Below are 21,323 nucleotides of genomic sequence, written 5' to 3'. Positions count from 1 at the left end.
TAGCGGAAAAAGATAAAAAACGCAAAAAAATCAGGCGCGTTTTTTCACACGCCTGATTCCAAGTAAAAGATGAAACGCTAATTTATTGCACTTTTACTTCAATTTCTTGCGGTTTAGCTTTCTCACTTTTTGGTAAATGCACTTTTAATACACCTTCCTTAAAGTCAGCGGCAATTTTGCCTCCATCCGCATCCTCTGGTAGTGCAAATGATCGCATGAAATTTCCATAGGAACGTTCGATGCGATGGTAGCGTTTATTTTTTTCTTTCTTTTCAAAAGAACGTTCTCCTGTGATGCACAGTGTACCATTTTCAACAGTGACTTTTACGTTTTCTTTTTTTACCTCTGGCAGTTCTGCAGTGATGATATACTCTTTCTCATCTTCGGAGATATCCACCACAGGCATCCACTGAGAAACGGCACGTGTGTCGTCGTCACTTTCACCGAGTGAAAGTTGTAAAGGAGTCCTTCCAAAAAAAGAAGAAAGTCTATTTTGAAAACCTTCCAACTCTCGGAAAGGATCCCAGTTCATTAAGCTTTTCATATAACTCCTTTTTTGGCGACCTCTTATTATTTTGCCTTTCTTCGGTCGCCATTGAAGTCAGGCAAATGTTTCTAACTACATTATAGAATAGAGCAGGAATAATGCCAGTTTTTGAAAGGCGGATTTATTTTTATTAATCATTGATTTCAAAATAGTTTAGAAATAAAAATAACTTTAATTTAAATGCCGAAGATAGGGTCATTTTGTCTCTATGTTATTTTTATAACAGGGACTAATTTAAATGGCTTCCAATGCATGAGATTGAAGGAAAAATTATTTTTGAAAAAATTCACTTCGAGACAAAAACTTGCAGTGTAAATTTTTTGTAAAACCCATCTGATTTTCTTGCTAATTAAAAAAAGCTTTTTTAGATTTCTTGCATGACTAAATATTTTTTTCTCTCCTTGGCAGGTGTTTTGATTCTTAATGGTTGTGCTTCTTCGAATAAAGATACTGCGCAAAATGACTTGCCGGATCCAGTAACCGATTATCCTTATGATGTTGTGTCTACCGATTCTTATGACACTAGCAACGATTATCCTCCGATCGATACCACTGATACCACAACTGTGAATGATATGGGAAATGATGTTGCAGCTGCTGACACAGATTCTGCTACGACTACCATGGATTACAAAGTGAAGGCCGGTGATTCTTTATGGAGAATTGCTAACCAGAACAACACCACTGTGGCAAAATTAAAAAAGATCAATCATCTTTCTTCGGACAGAATCAAGATCGGCCAAATATTGCAAGTGCCGCAATAATTTTTTCATTAAAAATTAACTATCATTAATCGATTCCGATTATGAAACGAATCGATGGGCATGTTCATATTCTTGGTGATGAGTTAGGAAGTAATGGTTGTCAATTTTCGCCCGGATGGCGTTTGCCGATGGTTAATTGGATGTTGCATCACTTGGGATTGCCGCCGCTAAGAAAAATTAAAAATTTAGATCAACAATATATTGAGCGTTTGTTGGAATTGGTCAGAACTTCCAGCCTCGATGCGATTGTGATTTTGGCGCATGAACACGTTTATGACGAGCAAGGAAAAAGAATTGATCTAAAAAATAATTATCACATTCCCAATTCTTACGTTTTGCAACTCGCGAAAAAATATTCTGAATTTTTGCCTGCGGTTTCGATTCATCCGACTCGTGCGGATGCGATGGATGAGTTGGATCGATGCTTAGAGGGCGGAGCAGCGATGATGAAAATTTTGCCGAACTGTCATAATATTAATTGTAACAATCCGCGTTATAAAAAATTTTGGGAACGCATGGCGCAAGTGCGTTTACCTTTATTGGCTCACACGGGTGGCGAACATACGCTGCCTATTTTAAATAAAAAATATGCTGATCCCGAAGTTTTGCGTCTTCCTTTAGAGTGCGGCGTGAATGTGATTGCTGCGCACTCTGCCACAAAAAGCGGTTTGTTTGATCCCAATTATCTAGAGAAATTAGTTTTTCTCATGACGCAATATTCCAATTTATATGCGGACAATAGCGCGTTTAATATTCCTTTTCGCAGTCGTTACTTTAAACGGGCTTTGGAATCGCCTTTGATCGAGCGCATGGTTCATGGCAGCGATTTTCCCGTGCTAATTTATGGTCATTGGGCATGGATGCGAGGTTTGATCGATTGGCAGACGTTTCGCCAATGGCAAAATCAGCCGAATGTATTGGAGCGCGATTATCAAATCAAAAAAGCGATTGGGTTTCCTGAAGAAACATTTACGCGAATGAATCATTTGCTTCGATTTGCTACAGGTTAAGCCGCATTTTCGAAGCAAGAAAGCACTTTTAGAGGAGGAATCTTAGTTAAATCTTTGTCTAAATTTTTTCTTAGTTTTTGTTTCATCGCTACAGGTAATTTTTCCAAGATAGCGTGGTTAATGGCGGAAGGCGCTGCGAAGTTCCAATCTTTAGGACCTTGGCCGTTGTGTAAGAATTTTTCCATATTAATCACGATTTGATCAATGAGTCGTCGTTTAACTTCCATCTCAAAATCGTTTTCTTCACCAATGGCCATCGCGCTGGAGTTGGCCCCATTAGCAATGGGGAAGCGACCAGCCTGATCGGTTACCATATCGTCATAATGCCGGTGAGCATCTGGGAAGTTGAGTTCCTGCACAAGCCGAACGGTGGGAGTGGATTGGCCAATTTCTTTTTCAACTTGATAAACTTTTAAATGGCCGAGATTGGTAGTAATAATTAATTTCATAAGCTTTGTTGCGGATTAATCTTCTATTAATAATTTAACTTCAAATGGGGAAAAAATCTATTTTTAAGGTGAAAAAATTATTTTTTCTTTAAATAAAAAGTAAAAAATGCGAAATAATTGTCGATAAAGTTGCTAGAAAAGGTTTTTTCGATTATTTTCTAAACTCTTGAGCTGGAAAAAGAACATAGTATTTCGTTATTGCGCCTCGCTTCAGTTGGCCATGACGTTGTTGGCGGTTTTGATTATCGCGAGTATTGTTGGCACGATTTATGAATCCAATTTCGATGCTAAGGTGGCACGCGCTTATATTTATCAAGCGCCTTGGTTTAATTTTTGGTTGGCGTTGTTGGCGGTGAATTTAGGCGCAGTGGCGTTATCGCGTTGGCCTTGGAAGAAGCATCATACCGGTTTTTTAATCACGCATCTTGGCATTATTATTTTGTTAGTGGGATCGATTATTGGCCGCATTTGGGGGATTGAAGGAACGATGACGTTGTTTAAAGGGCAACCGCCTCGCAATCAGTTATTGGTTGATGAGCGACAACTGCATTTGTGGGAGCAAGGCTCGCCCTATCAATATCTTTTCCCCCTGGAGTTTTTGAATCGTAAACCGACCTCTGAAAAGCCGCGCAAGGTGTGGACAACAGAAAACGGTTGGAAAATTGAGGTGGTGGATTATTCCGAATCATTATCAACCCAATGGAAACCGAGGGATCAAATCGGTTCATTAGGACGTCCTGTGGTAAAGATTAAATTACAGTCAGCCATGATGGGGCAGGGTTTGGAGCAATGGTTAATCGCGAATGGTGGTGAGCAATCCGTTTTTAATTTAGGATTAGCCACGATTTCTTTTCAACAGAGTAATGATGCCCAAGCTTTTACAAAGATGCCAAACCAGCCTAATCAATTGACATTTTCTTATGCCGACGATGGCCATCTGCATTATCATTTAATGTCCCGCAAAGAAGGTGAATCGCAGGGCGAAATTAAAGTGGGAGCCGCTTTAAAAACGGGCTGGGCGGATTGGACGGTGACTGTTCAGCAACTTTTGCCGCAAGCCCAGTTGGAAGCGGATTTTGTGCCTTTGTCTTCATCAAAAAATATGCTTCCGAATGAGATTCCTGTGTTAGGTATTAAACTTCGCGTGACGAAAGCCGATCAAATCATGGAAAAATGGATCGCTTTTGGATGGAAAACGACATTGCCTTTGGAACCTGTGCCTTTAGAAATCACTTATACTTGGCGATGGGAAAAGCTTCCTATGTTTGCTGAATTACTAGATTTTGAAGTAGAACGAAATGAGGGCACGGACGAACCAGCCAGTTTTAAAAGTCATTTGCGATTGTCTGGGTTATCCGAACCGATAGAAGCTTTTTGTTGGATGAATCATCCGGCAAATTATCCGAATCGATGGTGGCGAATTTGGACGGGGCTAACTTACAAAATTTCTCAAGCTTCGTGGAATCCAGAAAATCTTAACCAAAGCACTGTGCAAATTTTGCGCGATCCGGGTTGGTTGTTTAAATGGTTGGGGTCTCTTTTAATTTGCTGCGGGATTTTTACCATGTTTTATTTACGACCGCCTCGTGCTAAACTTTAGGAAACTGTTATGAAACGATTTTTTTCTCAATTCATTATTTTGTGTGTAATAATTTTTTGGAGTGGTGAATCTTTGCTAGCAAAAGAAGCTGGGAACTTGAAAGAGTGGGATTTACTAGCAATACAAGATCAAGGTCGCCGCAAGCCGATGTATACTTTTGCGCGTGAGATGGTGATTCGATTGCATGGGCGGGCAACTTATCAAGCGCCGGATAAAAAGAAGTGGGCGGCGAATGAGATGGCGCTTTCCGTTTTTTTGCAAGATCGTGATTGGGAAAAGGAGCCTTTTCTTTTGGTAGGATATCGACCTTTAGTGCAGGATTTGGGGTTAGCCGCGGAACGGAAATATTTTTCTTTTGATGAGTTAACGCAGGTGCCGTCTTTATCGCAACAAGTCTTGGCAGTCCATGAAAAAAAGCAGCGTAATGAAACCTTGTCTCGTAAAGATCAAGAATTGGAAAACGTAGCGATACGATTAGATTTATTTAGTCAGTGGGTAAGAGGTGTTTCATTTCGAATTGTGCCTTCTTTAACACCAAAGGAAATCGCGTGGATGCCATTATTTGAATTTTTTAAGGAAAACGATTCAGAAAAAGTTAAGCCAGTTGAGGGGCCTTTCCTTACCATGATTGCTAGTTATAAGCATGGAGATTTCACACAATTTAATCAGGCTGCTGAGACTTTACGAGGTCAATTACGAGCATTGAATCCGGAGCGTTATCCCAAGGAAAAAATGTTGCAATTTGAGTATGCTTATTATCGTTTGCATGCGTTTGATTGGGCAATGGTAAGTTATGGTGTTGCTTTTTTATTTTTATTGATGGGCTATTATGGATTAAAAAAATGGCTGAAGTGGATAGGAGTTGCTGCTGCTTTTGCTGGTATTTTATGGCAAGGAGTGGGTGTCACGATGCGCTGTATGATTGCGGGTCGTCCTCCGGTTACGAATATGTATGAATCGGTTGTTTGGGTGGCTTTGGGTACGGGTTTATTTGGTTTTCTTTTTTATTTGCGTTATCGCAATGCGCTTTATCTTTTAGCAGCTTTGCCAGTAAGTTTTTTGTGTTTACTAGCGGTAAGTCGCATGCCGGTGGCGATGCCGGATCGTTTGGATCCTTTGGTGCCTGTGTTGCGCGATAATTTTTGGTTAACGGTGCATGTGTTGACGATTACTTTAAGTTATGCAGCTTTTGCATTAGCAATGGGATTTGGTCATATTGTTTTATTTCGTTACATTCGTCATCCTCAAGAAACCGCGAAAGATTCTGTGTTGCATCATTGGCTTTATCGTGTGATGCAGTTGGGTGTTTTGTTATTGGCGGCAGGCACGATTTTGGGTGGGGTTTGGGCGAATTATAGTTGGGGGAGATTTTGGGGATGGGATCCGAAAGAGACTTGGGCGCTCATTGCTTTGTTGATTTATATTTTTGTGATTCATGGCCGGATTGCTGGTTGGTGGGGAGTGTTTGGATTAGCTGTGGGGAGTGTTGTGTGCTTTAGTGGTGTGGTAATGACTTGGTATGGTGTGAATTTTGTTTTGGGAAAAGGACTTCACAGTTATGGCTTTGGCGTGGGCGGTACGGGTTATGCAGTGGCTTTTATTATTTTAGAGGCTCTTTTTGTTGCCGTAGCTTGTTGGCGATATCAAAAAACAAAATTAATTAAGACTTAAATATCGTAATCTCCCTGTTGGACGCATTCATGGATTTTTTGGTCAAGATATTCGAGGGTTTTTATTTCTAAGTTGCCGTAAAATTGAAATAAGACGAAAGATCGTCTGATGAGTGTAATAGTTTGTTCGCCAAAAAAGGTGGGAGGAGGATCGATAAAACCTTTTTCTTCAGCGGTGTTAATAATCATGTGCCATGGAAAGTTGGGGGCGCAAGGTAGTTTAAATTCTAGCGAGCCATCGCTTGCATTGAAAAACATGAGAAAAGCATCGTCGACAATGGGTTCTCCTCGAGAGTTATAGACGTGATGAGGTAAGCCGCTTAAAAAAACACCAAGACTTTTAGCTCGATGATGAGTCCAATCTTTTTCGCTCATTTCAATAGCTTGAGATGTTAGCCAAAGAATATCTTTGGTGTCTTTTCCGTGGATAGGTTCGTCTTGAAAAAATTTGGGTCGTCGTAAAACAGGATGTTTGCGTCGGAGATGAATCAAACGTTGGGTGAGAGCGAGCAAGTTTTGCTGATCGGTGTCATGATGCCAATGGAGCCAATTCATATCATTATCTTGGCAATAGGCGTTGTTATTTCCATTTTGAGTGCGGCCAAATTCATCGCCCGCGTAAAGCATGGGAACGCCTTGTGATAAGAAAAGTGTGGCGAGAAAGTTGCGCATCTGACGACGACGTAAAGTTAATATTAAAAGATCGTCAGTTGTTCCTTCTGCGCCACAATTCCAGGAATCGTTGTTGTAGCTTCCGTCGCGATTTTCTTCACCGTTAGCTAAGTTATGTTTTTCGTTATAAGAAACTAAATCGTGTAAAGTAAAACCATCGTGACAGGTGATGAAATTAATGCTGGCATAAGGTTTTTTGCCGCTGTGTTGGTAAAGATCAGAGCTGCCTGTGAAGCGATAAGCGAAGTTGCCGAGATGGCCTTCGCTCCCTTTCCAATAGCGTCGCACGATGTCACGATAGTGGCCATTCCATTCTGCCCAGAGAATGGGAAAGTTACCGACATGATAACCACCTTCGCCTAAATCCCAAGGTTCAGCGATCAATTTGACTTGAGATAGAACAGGATCTTGATGGATGATGGTGAAGAAAGAGGAAAGATGGCTGACAGCATGCTCACCTCGGCCTAAACTCGCGGCTAAATCAAATCGAAATCCATCGACATGCATTTCTGTCACCCAATAACGAAGGCTATCCATGATAAGCTGCAAAACGTAAGGATGCATGGCATTGAAAGTGTTTCCGGTGCCGGTGTAATCGGTGTAATAGCGCCGATTATCTGATTGCAGTCGGTAGTAAGCAGGATTATCGATTCCTCGAAAAGAAAGTGTTGGTCCTAAGTGATTGCCTTCTGCAGTGTGATTATAAACCACATCGAGAATCACTTCGATGCCTGCCGCGTGCAGATTTTTTACCATGTTTTTAAATTCATTCACTTGCGCGCCACGATCTCGTTGACTGGCATATTCATCGTGAGGCGCAAAAAAGCCGATGCTACTATATCCCCAATAATTTTTTAATCCTCGATCGGTGAGATGTTTTTCGTGAACAAATTGGTGAATGGGTAGAAGCTCAACAGCGGTAATGCCTAGTTTTTTGAGATAATCAATTGCGGGCTCACTACCTAAACCAGCATAAGTGCCGCGAAGATTTTCAGGCAAAGCCTCCATGAGTTGGGTAAAACCTTTTACGTGCAGCTCATAAATCACGGAGTGATGCAAAGGCGTGCGTGGCGCAATATCGTTGCCCCAATCAAAAGTGGGGTCAATGACAACGCATTTTGGGATGAGATCAGCATTGTTTTCGTTGTGAATAGTTTTGTCATTGGAAGAGTTGATTTGATAAGCAAAACTGCGATCCTCCCATTTTAGTTCGCCTGTGATGGCTTTGGCGTAAGGATCGAGAAGTAATTTATTTGGGTTAAAGCGTAATCCATTTTTTGGTTCGTAAGGCCCATGAACGCGATAACCGTAAAGTTGCCCAGGTCGCACTTCTGGCAAAAAAGCGTGCCACACTTGATCGGTGTGTTCAGTTAAAGGAATTCGGGCACTTTCTTCTTTTGCCTCCGGATGATCAAAAAGGCAAAGCTCCACGCCCGTTGCCGTTTCTGAGAACAAAGCAAAATTAACGCCTTGTCCATTCCAAGTTGCGCCTAAAGGGTAAGGATGACCTAACCAGCATTGTGTGATGTTCATCATTAAAACTAAGCGTCGCTATTTTGTAACTTCAACTTTAAAATATGGTCATCAATAATTATTTAATTGCTTGATGTGATTAGCGCTAACGGGACTCGAACCCGTGCACCGGCCTTGAGAGGGCCGTGTCCTAACCAACTAGACGATAGCGCCGTGTAGAAAAATAATTTGCCCCAAATTTTCTAAAAAGAAAATAGAAGAATCATTTCTTTTGTGTGCGTTTATAAAATTCCTTTGGTACTGGGAATGGTTTTTACGCGAGGGTCTTTGCGACAAGCCATGTCGGTAGCTTTGGCTAAGGCTTTGAAAATGGCTTCAACAATATGGTGTGGGTCTTTGCCATAAAGCAGTTCAATATGAAGAGTGATGCCGGCATGCACAGCTAGAGCGCGACAAAATTCTTCGACGAGTTGAATGGGAAAATCGCCTGCTTTAAAAAGGCGGGTGCGAACGTGGTAAGCGAGATAAGGTCGACCGCTGATGTCGAGCGCAACGCGCACTAAAGTTTCGTCCATCGGCGCGTAAGCATGACCATAGCGAGAGATTCCTTTTTTATTGCCTAACGCTTTAGTGAGAGTTTGGCCAAGGGCGATGCCGACATCTTCCACGGTGTGATGAAAATCGACTTCTAGATCGCCTTTGCAAGTGAGTTGCAAATCAAGCAAAGCATGTTTTGCAAATAATGTGAGCATGTGATCGAAAAAGGGAATGCCAGTTTGAATGCGAGATTTTCCGGCTCCATCGAGTTTTAGTTGGAGTTGAATATCGGTTTCTTCGGTTTTTCGTTTTAGTTGAGCGCTGCGAGTTTTCATGTTTAATTTTTGTTTGAGCTATTATGATTCTTTAGCGCTTAGATTTTGGCGAGCGAAATCGAATTTGCGCGGAAAGTTGATGCGCGTCTAATTTTTCAAGCTGAGTTAAGGTTTCGATAGTGAGAGCAATTTTTTCGAGAGAATTTTTCGAATATTCGATAAGGCTGGTGCGACGGAAAAATTGATCAATCGTGAGGCCGCTAAAGGATTTGCCCGCTCCGCCCGTGGGAAGGGTGTGGCTGGGACCCGCTACAAAATCGCCGGCTACAACGGGAGAGTAGGAGCCGAGGAATATTGCGCCTGCATTTTTTAGATGTAGAATCCATGTTTTGGGTGATTTGAGTTGCAAGGAAAGATGTTCTGGAGCGTAAAGGTTAGCGATTTCCATGGCTTCAGAAAGATTGCGCGTTTGCACCAAGCAAGCGCAGCGGGCAAGGGATTGGGCTAAAATATTTTTTCGAGAAAGAGTTTGAAGTTGTCGTTGAATGGCTTGATGTGTGGCATCTCTTATTTTTATCGAGGGGGTCAGAAGAATGGCTGAACTGTCTGCGCCATGTTCCGCTTGTGCGAGAAGGTCGGCAGCAATAAATTCGGGATGTGCACTTTCATCAGCAATGATCATGATTTCACTGGGGCCAGGAAGTTGATCGATGGCGACGTGGCCAACAACCTGGCGTTTGGCTTCATTGACAAAGGCATTACCAGGGCCGAAAATTTTTTGAACTTTTTTTATTTTTTTTGTGCCGAAAGCTAAGGCTCCGATGGCTTGTGCGCCGCCTATTTGATGAATTTCTGTAGCGCCTGCAAAACGAATAGCAAAATGAAGAACGGAATTTACGGGCGGAGGAGTAGCAACAACAATCTCAGGACAACCGGCAGCGGCAGCGAGGGTGATAGTCATGAGCGAAGTGGAAACCAGTGGTGCGGTGCCGCCGGGAATGTAGATGCCGACACGTTGTAGGGGATGATAAATTTCTCCCACTTTAGCGCCTTCGGCATTGGTGGTTTGCCAGGTTTTAGGCATGCCACGATGCGAGAAATGTTCGATATTTTTTTTAGCGCGTTTGAGAGCATTTAAAATGGTGGGGGAAGGTGTTTGAGGTTTCGTGCGTAAAAGAGTTTCTTTTAATGAGATTTTATCAAATTTTTTGGTATAATGAAAAACTGCGGCATCTCCTTTTTTTTCTACTTCTTGCAAAATAGTCAAAACGGTTCGTGAAATGGCGTTGCTGGGAATGGCCACGCGGTCGATTTGCTTTTTCCAATTTTTGTAAGCGGATTGAGTATAAGTTAAGAGTTTCACAATCTTTATCTTTTTTTCTTTTTCGTTTTTTTTATACTAACGACTAATTCTTCTGCGGGATAGGTAATTATTTCCGCGAGAGTGGGATGGTAGTGAGGGATGGTTGCGAGTTCCTGAACGGTGCCATGATAATAAAGAACAACTGCCAGTTCATGAATCAAATCGGTGGCATGCGGACCAACGATGGCGGCGCCTAACAGTTTTCCGGTTTTGGCGTGACACATGAGTTTGACGAAGCCGTCGGTTGTGCCTTGGATTAAAGCTTTACCGTGGTCATTGAAAGGATAGCGAGCCGTTTGATAGTTAATTTTTTTTTGTTGTAGTTCTTTTTCGCTATGGCCGACGGTGGCGAGTTGGGGCTCGGTAAAAAGACCAAAAATTTTTAAATTAGGATTCCAAGATCGCTTATTTTTTGTGAGGGCATTGTTAGCGGCAATTTCACCTTGTTCGATAGCAATGTGCACAATTTCATGAATGCCTGTGGCATCGCCTGCGGCATAGATATGTGGTAGTTTAGTTTGCATCTGCAAGTTTACCTTGATTTTTCCGTGGTTCAGGTGGATGCCAATTTTTTCAAGATTGAGAGTGTCTAGATTGGGGCGACGACCTAAGGCGTAGAAAATATCGTCGACTTGAACTTTTCGTAATTGGTTGTGATGGCGAAAGGTGATCTGTTTTTTATTTTTGATTTTTTCGAATCGCAAGAGTTGGGTGTTTGTGAAAATGGTAATGTTTTCTCGAAGCAAAACATTTTCTAAGACTTGAGCCAGATCATCATCAGTGTCGGAAAGAAGTTGTTTGCTGCGTTGAATGATTATGACTTGAGTGCCGAGTCGGGCAAAATGTTGTGCAAGTTCCAATGCAATCGCTCCGCCTCCTAAAACTGCTAGTGTTTTGGGGTAACGCGTCATTTCAAGGGCTTCATCACTGGTAAAATAACCTGTTTTTTGGAGGCCAGAAAAAGACGTTGTGTTAATGACTGATCCTGTAGCGATTAATGCTTTTTTAAATTTTAATGTTTGCGTTTTTTTTTCGTTTTGAATGCGGAGATGTTGAGAATCCAAAAAACTGGCATGGCCAGGAATAAAAGTGAAAGTATTATGGGTAATTTCTTGAGCGCGATAATTGGCAAATTCTTGAATTAACTTTTTTTTTCGCTTTAGGATTTGTGTTAAATTGGGTTTGGCTGATTGGACTTGAAGACCGAATTCTGGTGCACGTTGTATTTCATGCAAGCGGTGGCTGGATTCCAAAAGCGCTTTGGAAGGCATGCAGCCGCGCAGAATGCAAAGGCCGCCTAACTGTTTGGCGCCATCGATGAGCACGACTTTTGCGCCTAATTTTGAAGCGGTACGAGCAGCCGCATAACCCGCGCTGCCGGCACCAATGACGGCAAGGTCACAATTCTTCATTCTTGATTAGCATGGGTCGAAGCGGAATTGGTGTTCTCTAGCGCTTCTCGAGATCGTTCGCCAATGGGAATGAAATGCGGAAAGGGTCGTCCCCAAAGCATAGGTTCTTTTTGTGGTTCCGGTTGTGAGTCTTTGAGAAAAACGCGGTAAAACATGGCAAAGGGAATGGAGCATTGAATGCGGCGTTGTTCGGAATTAATCTTGGGGTTAATATCCATGCCACCACTTAAACTGCGAAGTCGCGCGGCTTCTTTTTTCGCAGCTTCGCGAGCTTCTTCAATACTTTCTATTTTTGCAATGGCTTGAAGTTTTTGAATGTCTTGCGGTTTAACACTGCCCCAAAGTTCTCGCCATTTTTCGGGTTGAATAATGATGGAGTGAACGGCTAAAACCTGAAGCGCTTTTTGGCTTGGAGCAATATCATAAAAGCCAACGACAAGTTCAAAGGGTTTGGTGATGGTGATTTGGCGCAAAGCATCGCCCAAATAAATGGCATTGTTCCATTTGATGAATTTGATGGAGCCTGGAACGTTGGGATGAATTCGATTGGCGGCGGCAGGGATATCCCATTCTTCAGTATAAGTTCGACCCAGCATTTGATCGATGACTTTGCGCTCGAAGTCAAGACCATGCGATTGTTGTTCTTCGCCATGAAGCGTGAAAAAAAGACCGAAAAAAATCAAAAAAGCTAAACCGTTTTTCATACATTTTTAGGAATCAAGAGTGCACAAAGAAGGTAGGCTATAACACCAAGCACGATGCCTGTAAATAGAGAAACGATGATCCAAATGACTCTGACTATAGTTGAATCTAATTCAAAATAGGCAGCAAGACCTCCACAAACGCCACAAAGTTTTTTGTCAGTCTGAGAGAGAGTAAGTTTTTTCATAGTGTTCATAATTTACCATTTTTTGCTTGAGAAACAATTTTTACTTAAGACATCGACTTGTATTTTGCATAAATTTTGCTACACCTTAAAGCGATCTAAAGAGATTGTGATTTATGACTGGCTTATTAAGTCAACAGGTTTTGGTGCTGAACCGATTGTGGCAAGCCGTGAATATTTGCACGGTGCGTCGGGCTTTTATCTTGTTATATGGAGGTCATGCTCAAGTGGTGGATGGTGTGGGTAATGATTTTCGAACATTTGGTTATCGGGAGTGGCACGATTTTTCTCAGGATTATACAGGTACTGATGTCGTGCGAGCGATTTCTTTGAAAATTCGTATTCCTAAAGTGATTGTTTTATTATTTTATGATCGCTTTCCAAGAAAGGAAGTGAAATTTACTCGGCAAAATATTTATGAGCGCGATAAAAATCGATGCCAATATTGTGGCGAAATTTTTGATCGCGATGAATTGAATTTGGATCATGTCATTCCTCGAGACCGCGGTGGCAAGATGACTTGGGAAAATATTGTTTGTTCGTGCATTGCTTGCAATACGAAGAAGGGGAATCGCACGCCTCAAGAGGCTTCAATGCGTTTGATTCGTAAGCCGCAACGGCCGCGTTGGCGCCCTGTTTTGCATATGAGTTTTTCGAAACAGGTGGAAGAATCTTGGAAACACTTTTTAGATCTGGCTTATTGGAATGTGGAGTTAGGTTAAAAAGTCGCGAAATCTCAACCCAAATAAAAGCCGTTGTATTTCTGTTAATTTCATCTAACAGGATATGAGATCAAATGGTAGGTTTAAAAATGAAAGTCGCTTTTACTAAAATGTCAGGTGCGGGAAACGATTTTATCTTGATGGATAATCGTCGAGGAGTGTTGCATTTTTCGAAAAGTCAGATCGCAACTTTGTGTCATCGCCATTTTGGTGTGGGTGCAGATGGGCTATTATTGGTGGAAGCGCCCTTAAATGGAGAAGCGGATTTTCGCATGCGTTATTATAATGCAGATGGCGGCGAGGCGGAGATGTGTGGTAATGGTGCGCGCTGTTTTGCGCGTTATGCTTCGCAGTTAGCCAATCAGGATTCTGCGATTTCGTTTGAGACGCCGGCCGGCTTGATTCGAGCTTCGTTTGAGGGAGATCTTGTTACGATTAATATGACTCAACCGCAAGAGATTGAATTAAATAAAACTATTACTCTGGAGTCGGGTAGTTACGGGGTTCATCATTGCAACACGGGCGTGCCGCACGCGATTCTTTTTGTTGGAGAGATTGAGGCGGCTAAAGTTGAGGAGTTGGGGCGAGAAATTCGTTTTCATATGGATTATCAGCCGAAAGGGACCAACGTAAATTTTGTGCAAAAATTAGGTGAGAACATGATACGTGTGCGCACTTATGAGCGCGGGGTCGAAGGGGAAACATTGGCTTGTGGCACGGGAATGGTGGCGAGTGCAATTGTTTCGCATTTGGTTCGAAAAGTGACTTTGCCGATGCAAGTAAAAGTGCAAGGTGGCGATATTTTAGAAGTGAATTTTAAGCAAAAAGGTAATACTTTTGAAGAGGTTACTTTAAAAGGACCGGCTACTTTTGTGTTTCAAGGTGAGGTGGAGGTTTGAGGTGTTTTGAGAGGATGAACGAAACTCAAGGGAATATTCGCTTTGTGTTGTTTAATAAATGTTAGGTATGCGTTGTCACACCTCCATCTCAAAGATACTTGGTTTAGCCTGTCTGGGAATTCTTATGCTAGGTGTTTCTTGGTTTTGCACTACCCTGCCGAATCTGAAGGCACAAATTGTGGGCTGGACTGGTTCAGTGTTTTTTGGGTTATGTTTTATTGCAATACTTGCACAGTTGTTTCGCAGTGGTCCATCGGTCATTGTGGACGAGATAGGTATTCACGACCTTCGTTCATCAACATTTGGTATAATTCAATGGAGTGATATTGTATCTTTATGGATTGGGTCGGTGAGCTCGGCGCGGTTCCTTTGTGTGGAGGTTCTTGACCCTAGTATTTATTTGTTGCGCTTGCCTTCACACAAGCGGTTATTGGCAAAGACGAATCCCTCACTTGGTTTTCCATTGATTACTATTAGCTTTTCCGGGCTGTCACCGGGTCTTGGCGAGGTTTGGGGTTATATTCAGTCGAGTCATCCAGAGAAAATTGGATCCTTTGGTCAAGCCCGAGGATGACAGAAGAGTGGAGTTTGGATTTTTCATCATAAAAAATCTTGCCGCCTAGCTAAGGATTATTTATGAAGACATCTTTATGTTTACAGGAACTCATACTGCGCTGGTTACGCCTTTTCGCCAAGGGCAAGTGGATTGGACGGCTTTGGAGGCCTTGCTGGAAAAACAGATTGAAGGCAAAGTGGATGGGGTGGTGCCCGTGGGAACGACGGGTGAGTCGCCGACTTTATCACATGAAGAACATATAGAAGTGATTCGATTTTGTGTAGAGAAGGTTGCGGGTCGTTGTCAGGTGATCGCGGGTACAGGTTCAAACGCTACACAAGAAGCGATGGAGTTAACGCAAGCGGCCGAAAAAGCAGGTGCAGACGCTTCCTTGCAAGTAGCGCCTTATTACAATAAGCCAACTCAAGAAGGGCTTTATCAACATTTTGCCGCTATTGCGAGCGCTACGAAATTGCCCATAGTTCTGTATAGTATTCCTGGGCGGTGTGTGGTGGAAATTGCTGTGGAAACTGTGGCAAGATTGGCAAGCGATTTTAAAAATGTGGTGTGCATTAAAGAAGCAGGCGGTAAGGTAGAAAGAATTGCTCCACTGAAAAAGAGCTGCCCGGAATCCTTCACTATTTTATCGGGTGATGATGCGTTAACGTTGCCTTTCATGCGTGAAGGTGCGGTGGGTGTGATTAGTGTTGCATCGAATCTTTTACCGCGAGAGGTGAGCGATATGGTTCGCGCACAACAGGAGGGCGAATCGGCGCAGGCCGAGGCATTGGAGAAAAAATTAATGCCTATTTTCCGTGATTTATTTATTGAAACCAATCCTATGCCAATTAAAGCAGCTTTGGCGATGAAAGGTTGGATTGTGGAAGAGTATCGTTTGCCGATGGTTCCCATGCAATCGGAAACCCGCGCTCGACTAGAAACAACATTGCATGAAGGAGATTGGTTATGAGTTTGCCTAAATTGGGAATTGTGGGCGCTAAAGGGCGAATGGGAAAAGCTTTGTTGCAATTAGCTGAACCGGCAGGATTTCAGGTCGAGGGGGCGTTGGATCAGGGGGATGATTTGGAAAAGGGGTTGGAGGCTTGCGATGTGATAATTGATTTTAGTGTGCATACCATTACGACGCAAGTAGCAGAACAGGCAAGGCAATGTAGTGTGCCTTTGGTAATCGGCACTACTGGTCACACGCCGAAAGAGATCGAAGCGGTGGGAAATCGCGCTAAAGCTATTCCGATTGTGTTTGCACCGAATTTTTCGGTAGGGGTGAATACGCTGTTTTGGTTAACTCGAAAAGCGGCTGAAATTTTGGGGCCTAATTTTGATCTAGAGGTGTTGGAAATGCATCATCATCTCAAAAAGGATGCTCCCAGTGGAACAGCAAAGCACCTGGCGGAAATCTTGTGTGGTGTTCGAAAGTTGCAGTATGAACGAGATGTAAGACATGGGCGTTATGGATTAATAGGAGAAAGAGCTAAAAGCGAGATTGGTATGCATGCCATTCGTGGAGGGGATGTGGTGGGAGATCACACCGTGATTTTTGCGGCAGTGGGTGAAAGAGTTGAGCTGAGTCATCGGGCTTCTTCGCGTGAGACGTTTGCGCAAGGCGCGTTGCGTGCGGCGCATTGGATAATGGATCAGCAACCGGGTCTTTATGATATGCAAGATGTGCTGGGGCTTCGTTAAGTGATTATTGGAGCTGGTATTGATTCAGAATTTAAAAAAATTTCTGCAATAAAATTTTTTTTGAATAGAATAAAATTAATTGTTTCTAATTTATTATCATTTTAAGTTATCACATGATGAAACGTTTTCTCAGTTTAATTTTGTCCCTGTTTTTTTCGATGGGCTTTTTTTTATATGGCGCGAATGATGAATCTGAAAAGAAAGATTCTACTGCTTCAGCACACAAAAAAGCCCCGAACGGCACTTCGGTAACGATTGCTTGTTATAATGTTGAAAATTGGGGGAAAACGGATCGTTGGATCGGGGAATCTAAAGTTAATAATATGATGAAACCCGCTGAAGAATGCGAAGCGGTTGTGACCATTATCAAAAAAATTAATCCAGACATTTTGGGTTTGATGGAGGTTTTGAGGACTCCTGATGATGCTAATATTAAGTCCATTCGAAATGCTTTAAAAAAAGCAGGAGTGGATTATCCTTACATGGCTACAGTAATTGGAGAGGATAAGCGCGCGCAAAATCTTTTGTTGAGTCGTTATCCTATTACAAAAACTATCGATCTTAATAAAGATGCTTTTACGATGCATGTTAAGCAGCAGGTTGATGGAAAATGGAAAGATAAAATTATTACACGACGATCGGAACGGGGATTTATCGATGCCATTATTGAAATTAATCCACATTATCAAATTGAAGTTTTTGTAGCGCATTTAAAATCAAAACGCCCTGCACCTAATTTAAATGATCCCAAGACGCGCGAGTTTGGTGAAGATATTATTCGACGTAATGAAGCTCTTCTTTTACGCAGCCATATGATGGAGCGTTATGATGAAAATAAGGAAGTCAATTTGATCGTGATGGGAGATTTGAATGATATTATTACTAGCCCTGCCATTCGAACTTTGTTGGGTAACAGAGGCAGTCCGGTTTTAACGCATCGTTTGCCTTTGAAAGATTATTTAGGCGACGAATGGACACATTTTCATTATCCGGAAAAAGCTTATAACTTGATTGATTACATGATAGTAAGCGATGGACTCATGCACGAATTTGTTGAAGACGAGAAAAAGTCTTATGTTTATCGCGAAAAAGGAGATGATTCAGAATCTTTAAAGTGGAGTCATGCTTCAGATCATCGCCCTTTAGTGGCTACTTTTTTGGCGACAAATTTATCGCTTGCAACCTCCAGCATTTCTCAAGTCGTGATTCACAAAGAAAAAATTCAATCTTCTCATTAAGGCAGTACGAAAGTCGTCTTAAAACGTTTTGCTAAGGGGTTTTTACGGCTCTTGACAGATGCTTTGATGCTCTTCTATACTAAGAGTTGCTTCGGACGTGAAAAGTGGGGGTCCAATTAAGGCTGCCCGCTTTTTGTGTTTTTGGAGAAAAAAATATGAATGCAGAATTTTTAGCAGTATTGGAGCAGTTAGAACGGGATAAAGGCATTTCGAAAGAAACGCTTTTTTCTGTTGTGGAATCGGCAATTTTAGCGGCGACGCTAAAAAGTCAGGGGCCTGCTCGCGATTTAAAGGTTAAAATTGATCGAAAAACAGGTGATATTAAAGCGTTTGCGCGTTTAACTGTGGTTTCGCACGTGAAAGAGCCATTCGAGCAAATTAGTTTAGTGGATGCTCGTAAGCGTATGCCGGGTTGTTTGTTGGGGCAGACTTATGAGATTGAAGTTACGCCAAAAGATATGGGGCGTATTGCCGCACAAGCTGTGAAGCAAGGTATCATGCAAGCATTGCGCGGTGAAGAAAAACGCATGATTTACGATGAATTTAAAAATCGTGCGGGCGATATTGTTACCGGTGTGGTGAGACGTTTTGTGAAATCGGACGTATATGTAGATTTGGGTAAATTTGAAGCGATTATGCCGCAAAGCGAACGGGTGGCAACGGAAGAGTATCAAATTGGCGACCGAGTCCGAGCATTGGTTTCGAGTGTAGAATTAACACCGCGGGGTCCGCAGATTATTTTAACGCGGAGTCACGAAAATTTTGTAAGACGATTGTTTGAATTGGAGTGCAATGAATTGGCTAATGGCACAGTAGAAATCAAAGCCATGGCTCGCGAAGCGGGTTATCGAACTAAAATTGCTGTGTGGTCCAAACAGGAAAAAGTGGATCCAGTGGGCGCTTGCGTGGGGATTCGCGGCTCACGGGTAAAAAATATTGTTCGTGAATTGAATAATGAACGTGTCGATATTTTTCGATGGTCTGATAATATTCGAGAGTTGGTTGTTGAAGCGATGAAGCCTGCGAAACTCAAAAGTTTGGAATTTGACGAAGCGAATAAAAAAGTTATTGCAACTGTGGATGATGAAAATTTAGCTTTAGCGATTGGCAAACGAGGCCAAAATGCGCGATTGACTCAACGTTTGACCGGTTGGGAAATTGATGTCAAACGAGATGAAACGCAAAAAGAACAGTTTGCGGAAAAAGTTCAAAAAGCAGCGAGCGAATTAGCTAAGGAATTGCAAGTGGACATGGAAATTGCCAAAGCTGCAGTAGTAGCCGGGTTCCCGAATTTGGAGAGTTTACAGGAAGTTGACATTGAGGATATTGCAGGGGCGATTCCCGATGAAGACGCAGTGGAAAAAATTAAACAAGCCCTGGAGAAACTGAAAGAGAAAGCTTCATAAATTATGCCGATGGCACCTAAACCCTCTAAAACGAAAAGTGGAAAAGCCAAAAGCAATTCTGCCACTACGGGTGCGTCTAAAAAAGAAACAAAAACCGTTACTAAAAAAGCAACTGCTTCGAAAACAGTTTCACGTAAAAAAACTAAAGGTGAAGTTGAAGGAGTTCTTAGAGAAAAAACTTTAGATGATAAACCGGTTTCGACAAAACCTATTACGGTTGAAGAACCAACTAAAAGTTCGGTTGTTTTAGAAAAGAAGGACACTGTTTCTTTGGAGTCTGAAAAAAAGGAAAGTTTGATTGTTAAACCTGTTGAAATTTCTGAAAACAAGGCGGATGAAGTTGAAGATAAGCGCGTGGTGATGAAGCCGCCGATTATTGTTAAAGATTTAGCGGGTCGACTTAACTGCAAACCTTATCAGCTTGTGCATGATTTGATGGAGATGAATATTTTTGCTGCATTGAATCAAACGTTGGAAGTGGATGTTGCTCGGAGGCTTTGTGAAAAACGTGGCTACACGTTTGAAATCGAAAAACGCGATCATGAAGCAGCGGTTCAGAAGCCTAAAGAGAAACCAGCGCCAACTCCCATAGAAGAAGCAAAAGAAATCTTAGCGCCTCGTGCTCCAGTAATTGCATTCATGGGACATGTTGATCATGGAAAAACTTCTTTGATGGACGCGATTCGTCAAACTCAAGTGGCCAGAGGCGAGGCTGGAGGTATCACGCAACATATTGGCGCTTATACAGCGGAAAGCAATGGTCATAAAATCACTTTTCTCGATACTCCGGGGCATGCGGCGTTTTCGGCTATGCGCGCGCGGGGCGCGAATGTAACGGATATTGTAGTTTTAGTGGTTGCTGCGGACGATGGTTTGATGCCGCAAACTTTGGAAGCTATCGCACATGCCAAAGCGGCAGGTGTAAAAATTATGGTGGCTTTAAATAAAATGGATTTGCCTGGCGCTGATTCCAATCGAGTTAAGGGACAATTACAAGAACAAGGACTGCAACCCGAAGAATGGGGTGGAGAAACAATTGTTTGTGAAGTGTCTGCCACTAAGAAAACCGGCATTGATCGATTGCTTGAAAACATGTCTGTTCTAGCCGAAGTTTTGGAATTGAAAGCCAACCCTAAAGGACTGGCTAAGGGAACAGTCATTGAAGCGCAGTTGGAACAAGGACGCGGCGCTATTGCTACGGTTTTGGTGCAAAGTGGTAGTTTGGAAGTGGGAGATCCCTTTATTTGCGGTGATTATTGGGGTAAAGTGAAATCATTATTTGATGACAAAGGTAAAGCGGTGAAATCGGCTGGACCTTCAACGCCTGTTAAAGTTTTAGGTTTTTCAGGAGTGCCTTTGGCGGGTGAAGCATTTATCGAAATGGAAAGTGAACGGGAGGCACGAACTTTGTCAGAAGAACGACAATCGCAAAAACGGTTGGGTCGTTTGGAAGTGAAAAAACGGGTGACATTGGAAAATATTTTTGAAACATTGCAAGAGAACGATCGCAAAGCTTTATCGATTGTTTTAAAGGGTGATGTACAAGGTTCTGTAGAGGCGATTCATGACGCTCTAATGCAAATTAAGAGTGAAAAAGTAGGCATCGAAATCATTTACAAAGGAGTTGGACCGATTACTGAATCCGATGTGATGTTGGCATCAGCTTCGAATGCTGTAGTTATTGGATTTAACACCAAAACGGAAAACGTTGCGGCAGGCGCGGCCAAGCGAGAGGAAGTTCAGATTAAACTTTACAGTATTATCTATGAGTTAATCGATCAGGTTAAAGAAGCAATGGCGGGTCTGCTGGATCCTGTTTTGAGAGAAACGACATTGGGGACTGCGATATGCAAGCAGGTAATTCGTTTATCAAAATTCCCAGTAGCCGGTTGTATGGTGCAAAGCGGACGTGTGACCAAAAGTGGGCGCGCGCGTGTGTTGCGCAATCGACAACCCATTTATGATGGCGGGATTGTTACGTTGAAACGTTTTCAGGATGAAGTCAATGAAGTGCGAAGCGGTTTGGAGTGCGGTATTCGTTTAGGCGATTTTAGCGATTACGAAGTTGGTGACGTGATTGAGTGTTATCAATTAGAAAAAACGCCGCAACAACTTTAATAGTTTGCGAGAAGCGAACTCT

20 protein-coding genes and 1 tRNA gene are annotated in these 21,323 nt (G+C 42.4%); 12 read left to right on the top strand and 9 right to left on the bottom strand.

The window, feature by feature from the left end; genetic code table 11:
* Positions 1 to 82: 82 nt before the first annotated feature.
* A complete protein-coding gene (locus tag K1X66_09465) occupies positions 83 to 544 on the bottom strand; it encodes an Hsp20/alpha crystallin family protein (GenBank protein MBX7158597.1) in 462 nt (153 codons plus the stop codon).
* 380 nt (positions 545 to 924) lie between these two features.
* On the opposite strand from K1X66_09465, the gene K1X66_09460 reads away from it, so the two are divergent.
* Both K1X66_09460 and K1X66_09455 read left to right on the top strand, forming a co-directional pair.
* Positions 925 to 1,311 (top strand): LysM peptidoglycan-binding domain-containing protein, encoded by a 387-nt coding sequence (locus K1X66_09460; GenBank protein ID MBX7158596.1) that lies wholly within the window; start codon positions 925 to 927, stop codon positions 1,309 to 1,311.
* Positions 1,312 to 1,352: 41 nt separating this feature from the next.
* A complete protein-coding gene (locus tag K1X66_09455; protein MBX7158595.1) occupies positions 1,353 to 2,321 on the top strand; it encodes an amidohydrolase in 969 nt (322 codons plus the stop codon).
* On the opposite strand, the gene K1X66_09450 is transcribed toward K1X66_09455, so the two are convergent.
* Positions 2,318 to 2,770, bottom strand: a complete 453-nt coding sequence (locus tag K1X66_09450; GenBank protein ID MBX7158594.1) for a host attachment protein — start codon at positions 2,768 to 2,770, stop codon at positions 2,318 to 2,320. The two genes, K1X66_09455 and K1X66_09450, sit on opposite strands and share 4 nt — an antisense overlap.
* Positions 2,771 to 2,936: 166 nt before the next feature.
* On the opposite strand from K1X66_09450, the gene K1X66_09445 reads away from it, so the two are divergent.
* Together K1X66_09445 and ccsA are read left to right on the top strand one after the other, a co-directional pair.
* Entirely contained in the window at positions 2,937 to 4,370 is a 1,434-nt protein-coding gene (locus K1X66_09445; GenBank protein MBX7158593.1) for a cytochrome c biogenesis protein ResB, read from the top strand.
* 9 nt (positions 4,371 to 4,379) lie between these two features.
* On the top strand, positions 4,380 to 6,041 hold the full coding sequence (gene ccsA / locus K1X66_09440) for a cytochrome c biogenesis protein CcsA (GenBank protein MBX7158592.1): 1,662 nt from the start codon (positions 4,380 to 4,382) through the stop codon (positions 6,039 to 6,041).
* On the opposite strand, the gene glgX is transcribed toward ccsA, so the two are convergent.
* From glgX to K1X66_09405, 7 genes are all read right to left on the bottom strand, one after another.
* Positions 6,038 to 8,245 (bottom strand): glycogen debranching protein GlgX, encoded by a 2,208-nt coding sequence (gene glgX / locus K1X66_09435; protein ID MBX7158591.1) that lies wholly within the window; start codon positions 8,243 to 8,245, stop codon positions 6,038 to 6,040. The genes ccsA and glgX overlap by 4 nt on opposite strands.
* A gap of 80 nt (positions 8,246 to 8,325) precedes the next feature.
* Positions 8,326 to 8,398: transfer RNA gene (locus tag K1X66_09430), tRNA-Glu, on the bottom strand.
* A gap of 68 nt (positions 8,399 to 8,466) precedes the next feature.
* Positions 8,467 to 9,057 carry an imidazoleglycerol-phosphate dehydratase HisB gene (gene hisB / locus K1X66_09425; protein MBX7158590.1) on the bottom strand — a complete coding sequence of 197 codons (591 nt, stop codon included), beginning with the start codon at positions 9,055 to 9,057 and terminating at the stop codon, positions 8,467 to 8,469.
* A 31-nt stretch (positions 9,058 to 9,088) separates the two neighbouring features.
* Positions 9,089 to 10,369, bottom strand: a complete 1,281-nt coding sequence (gene hisD / locus K1X66_09420) for a histidinol dehydrogenase (GenBank protein MBX7158589.1) — start codon at positions 10,367 to 10,369, stop codon at positions 9,089 to 9,091.
* Positions 10,366 to 11,772 (bottom strand): NAD(P)/FAD-dependent oxidoreductase, encoded by a 1,407-nt coding sequence (locus K1X66_09415; GenBank protein MBX7158588.1) that lies wholly within the window; start codon positions 11,770 to 11,772, stop codon positions 10,366 to 10,368. Before K1X66_09415 ends, hisD begins: the two co-directional genes overlap by 4 nt.
* The gene (locus tag K1X66_09410; GenBank protein ID MBX7158587.1) at positions 11,769 to 12,476 is read right to left on the bottom strand and encodes a hypothetical protein; all 708 of its coding nucleotides are present in this window, start codon (positions 12,474 to 12,476) and stop codon (positions 11,769 to 11,771) included. Before K1X66_09410 ends, K1X66_09415 begins: the two co-directional genes overlap by 4 nt.
* A complete protein-coding gene (locus tag K1X66_09405; protein MBX7158586.1) occupies positions 12,473 to 12,661 on the bottom strand; it encodes a PspC domain-containing protein in 189 nt (62 codons plus the stop codon). The genes K1X66_09410 and K1X66_09405 overlap by 4 nt, the downstream gene beginning before the upstream one ends.
* A gap of 113 nt (positions 12,662 to 12,774) precedes the next feature.
* Between K1X66_09405 and K1X66_09400 the strand changes: the two genes are divergently transcribed.
* From K1X66_09400 to infB, 8 genes are all read left to right on the top strand, one after another.
* Positions 12,775 to 13,380, top strand: coding sequence for an HNH endonuclease (locus K1X66_09400; protein MBX7158585.1), 606 nt, complete (start codon positions 12,775 to 12,777; stop codon positions 13,378 to 13,380).
* A gap of 89 nt (positions 13,381 to 13,469) precedes the next feature.
* A complete protein-coding gene (dapF, locus tag K1X66_09395; protein MBX7158584.1) occupies positions 13,470 to 14,279 on the top strand; it encodes a diaminopimelate epimerase in 810 nt (269 codons plus the stop codon).
* A gap of 67 nt (positions 14,280 to 14,346) precedes the next feature.
* A complete protein-coding gene (locus K1X66_09390) occupies positions 14,347 to 14,853 on the top strand; it encodes a hypothetical protein (GenBank protein MBX7158583.1) in 507 nt (168 codons plus the stop codon).
* Positions 14,854 to 14,929: 76 nt separating this feature from the next.
* Entirely contained in the window at positions 14,930 to 15,805 is an 876-nt protein-coding gene (dapA, locus tag K1X66_09385) for a 4-hydroxy-tetrahydrodipicolinate synthase (GenBank protein ID MBX7158582.1), read from the top strand.
* Positions 15,802 to 16,539 (top strand): 4-hydroxy-tetrahydrodipicolinate reductase, encoded by a 738-nt coding sequence (dapB, locus tag K1X66_09380; GenBank protein ID MBX7158581.1) that lies wholly within the window; start codon positions 15,802 to 15,804, stop codon positions 16,537 to 16,539. The genes dapA and dapB overlap by 4 nt, the downstream gene beginning before the upstream one ends.
* Positions 16,540 to 16,652: 113 nt before the next feature.
* On the top strand, positions 16,653 to 17,777 hold the full coding sequence (locus K1X66_09375; protein ID MBX7158580.1) for an endonuclease/exonuclease/phosphatase family protein: 1,125 nt from the start codon (positions 16,653 to 16,655) through the stop codon (positions 17,775 to 17,777).
* Between the two features lie 155 nt (positions 17,778 to 17,932).
* On the top strand, positions 17,933 to 19,183 hold the full coding sequence (gene nusA / locus K1X66_09370) for a transcription termination factor NusA (protein MBX7158579.1): 1,251 nt from the start codon (positions 17,933 to 17,935) through the stop codon (positions 19,181 to 19,183).
* Between the two features lie 9 nt (positions 19,184 to 19,192).
* Positions 19,193 to 21,301, top strand: coding sequence for a translation initiation factor IF-2 (gene infB / locus K1X66_09365; GenBank protein MBX7158578.1), 2,109 nt, complete (start codon positions 19,193 to 19,195; stop codon positions 21,299 to 21,301).
* Positions 21,302 to 21,323: the final 22 nt, after the last annotated feature.

It is taken from the genome of Verrucomicrobiia bacterium (assembly GCA_019694135.1).
GTDB lineage: Bacteria > Verrucomicrobiota > Verrucomicrobiia > JADLBR01 > JAIBCM01 > JAIBCM01.
The sequence above is the reverse complement of the archived record's forward strand: the minus strand, read 5'-3'. Positions and strand labels throughout refer to the sequence as shown.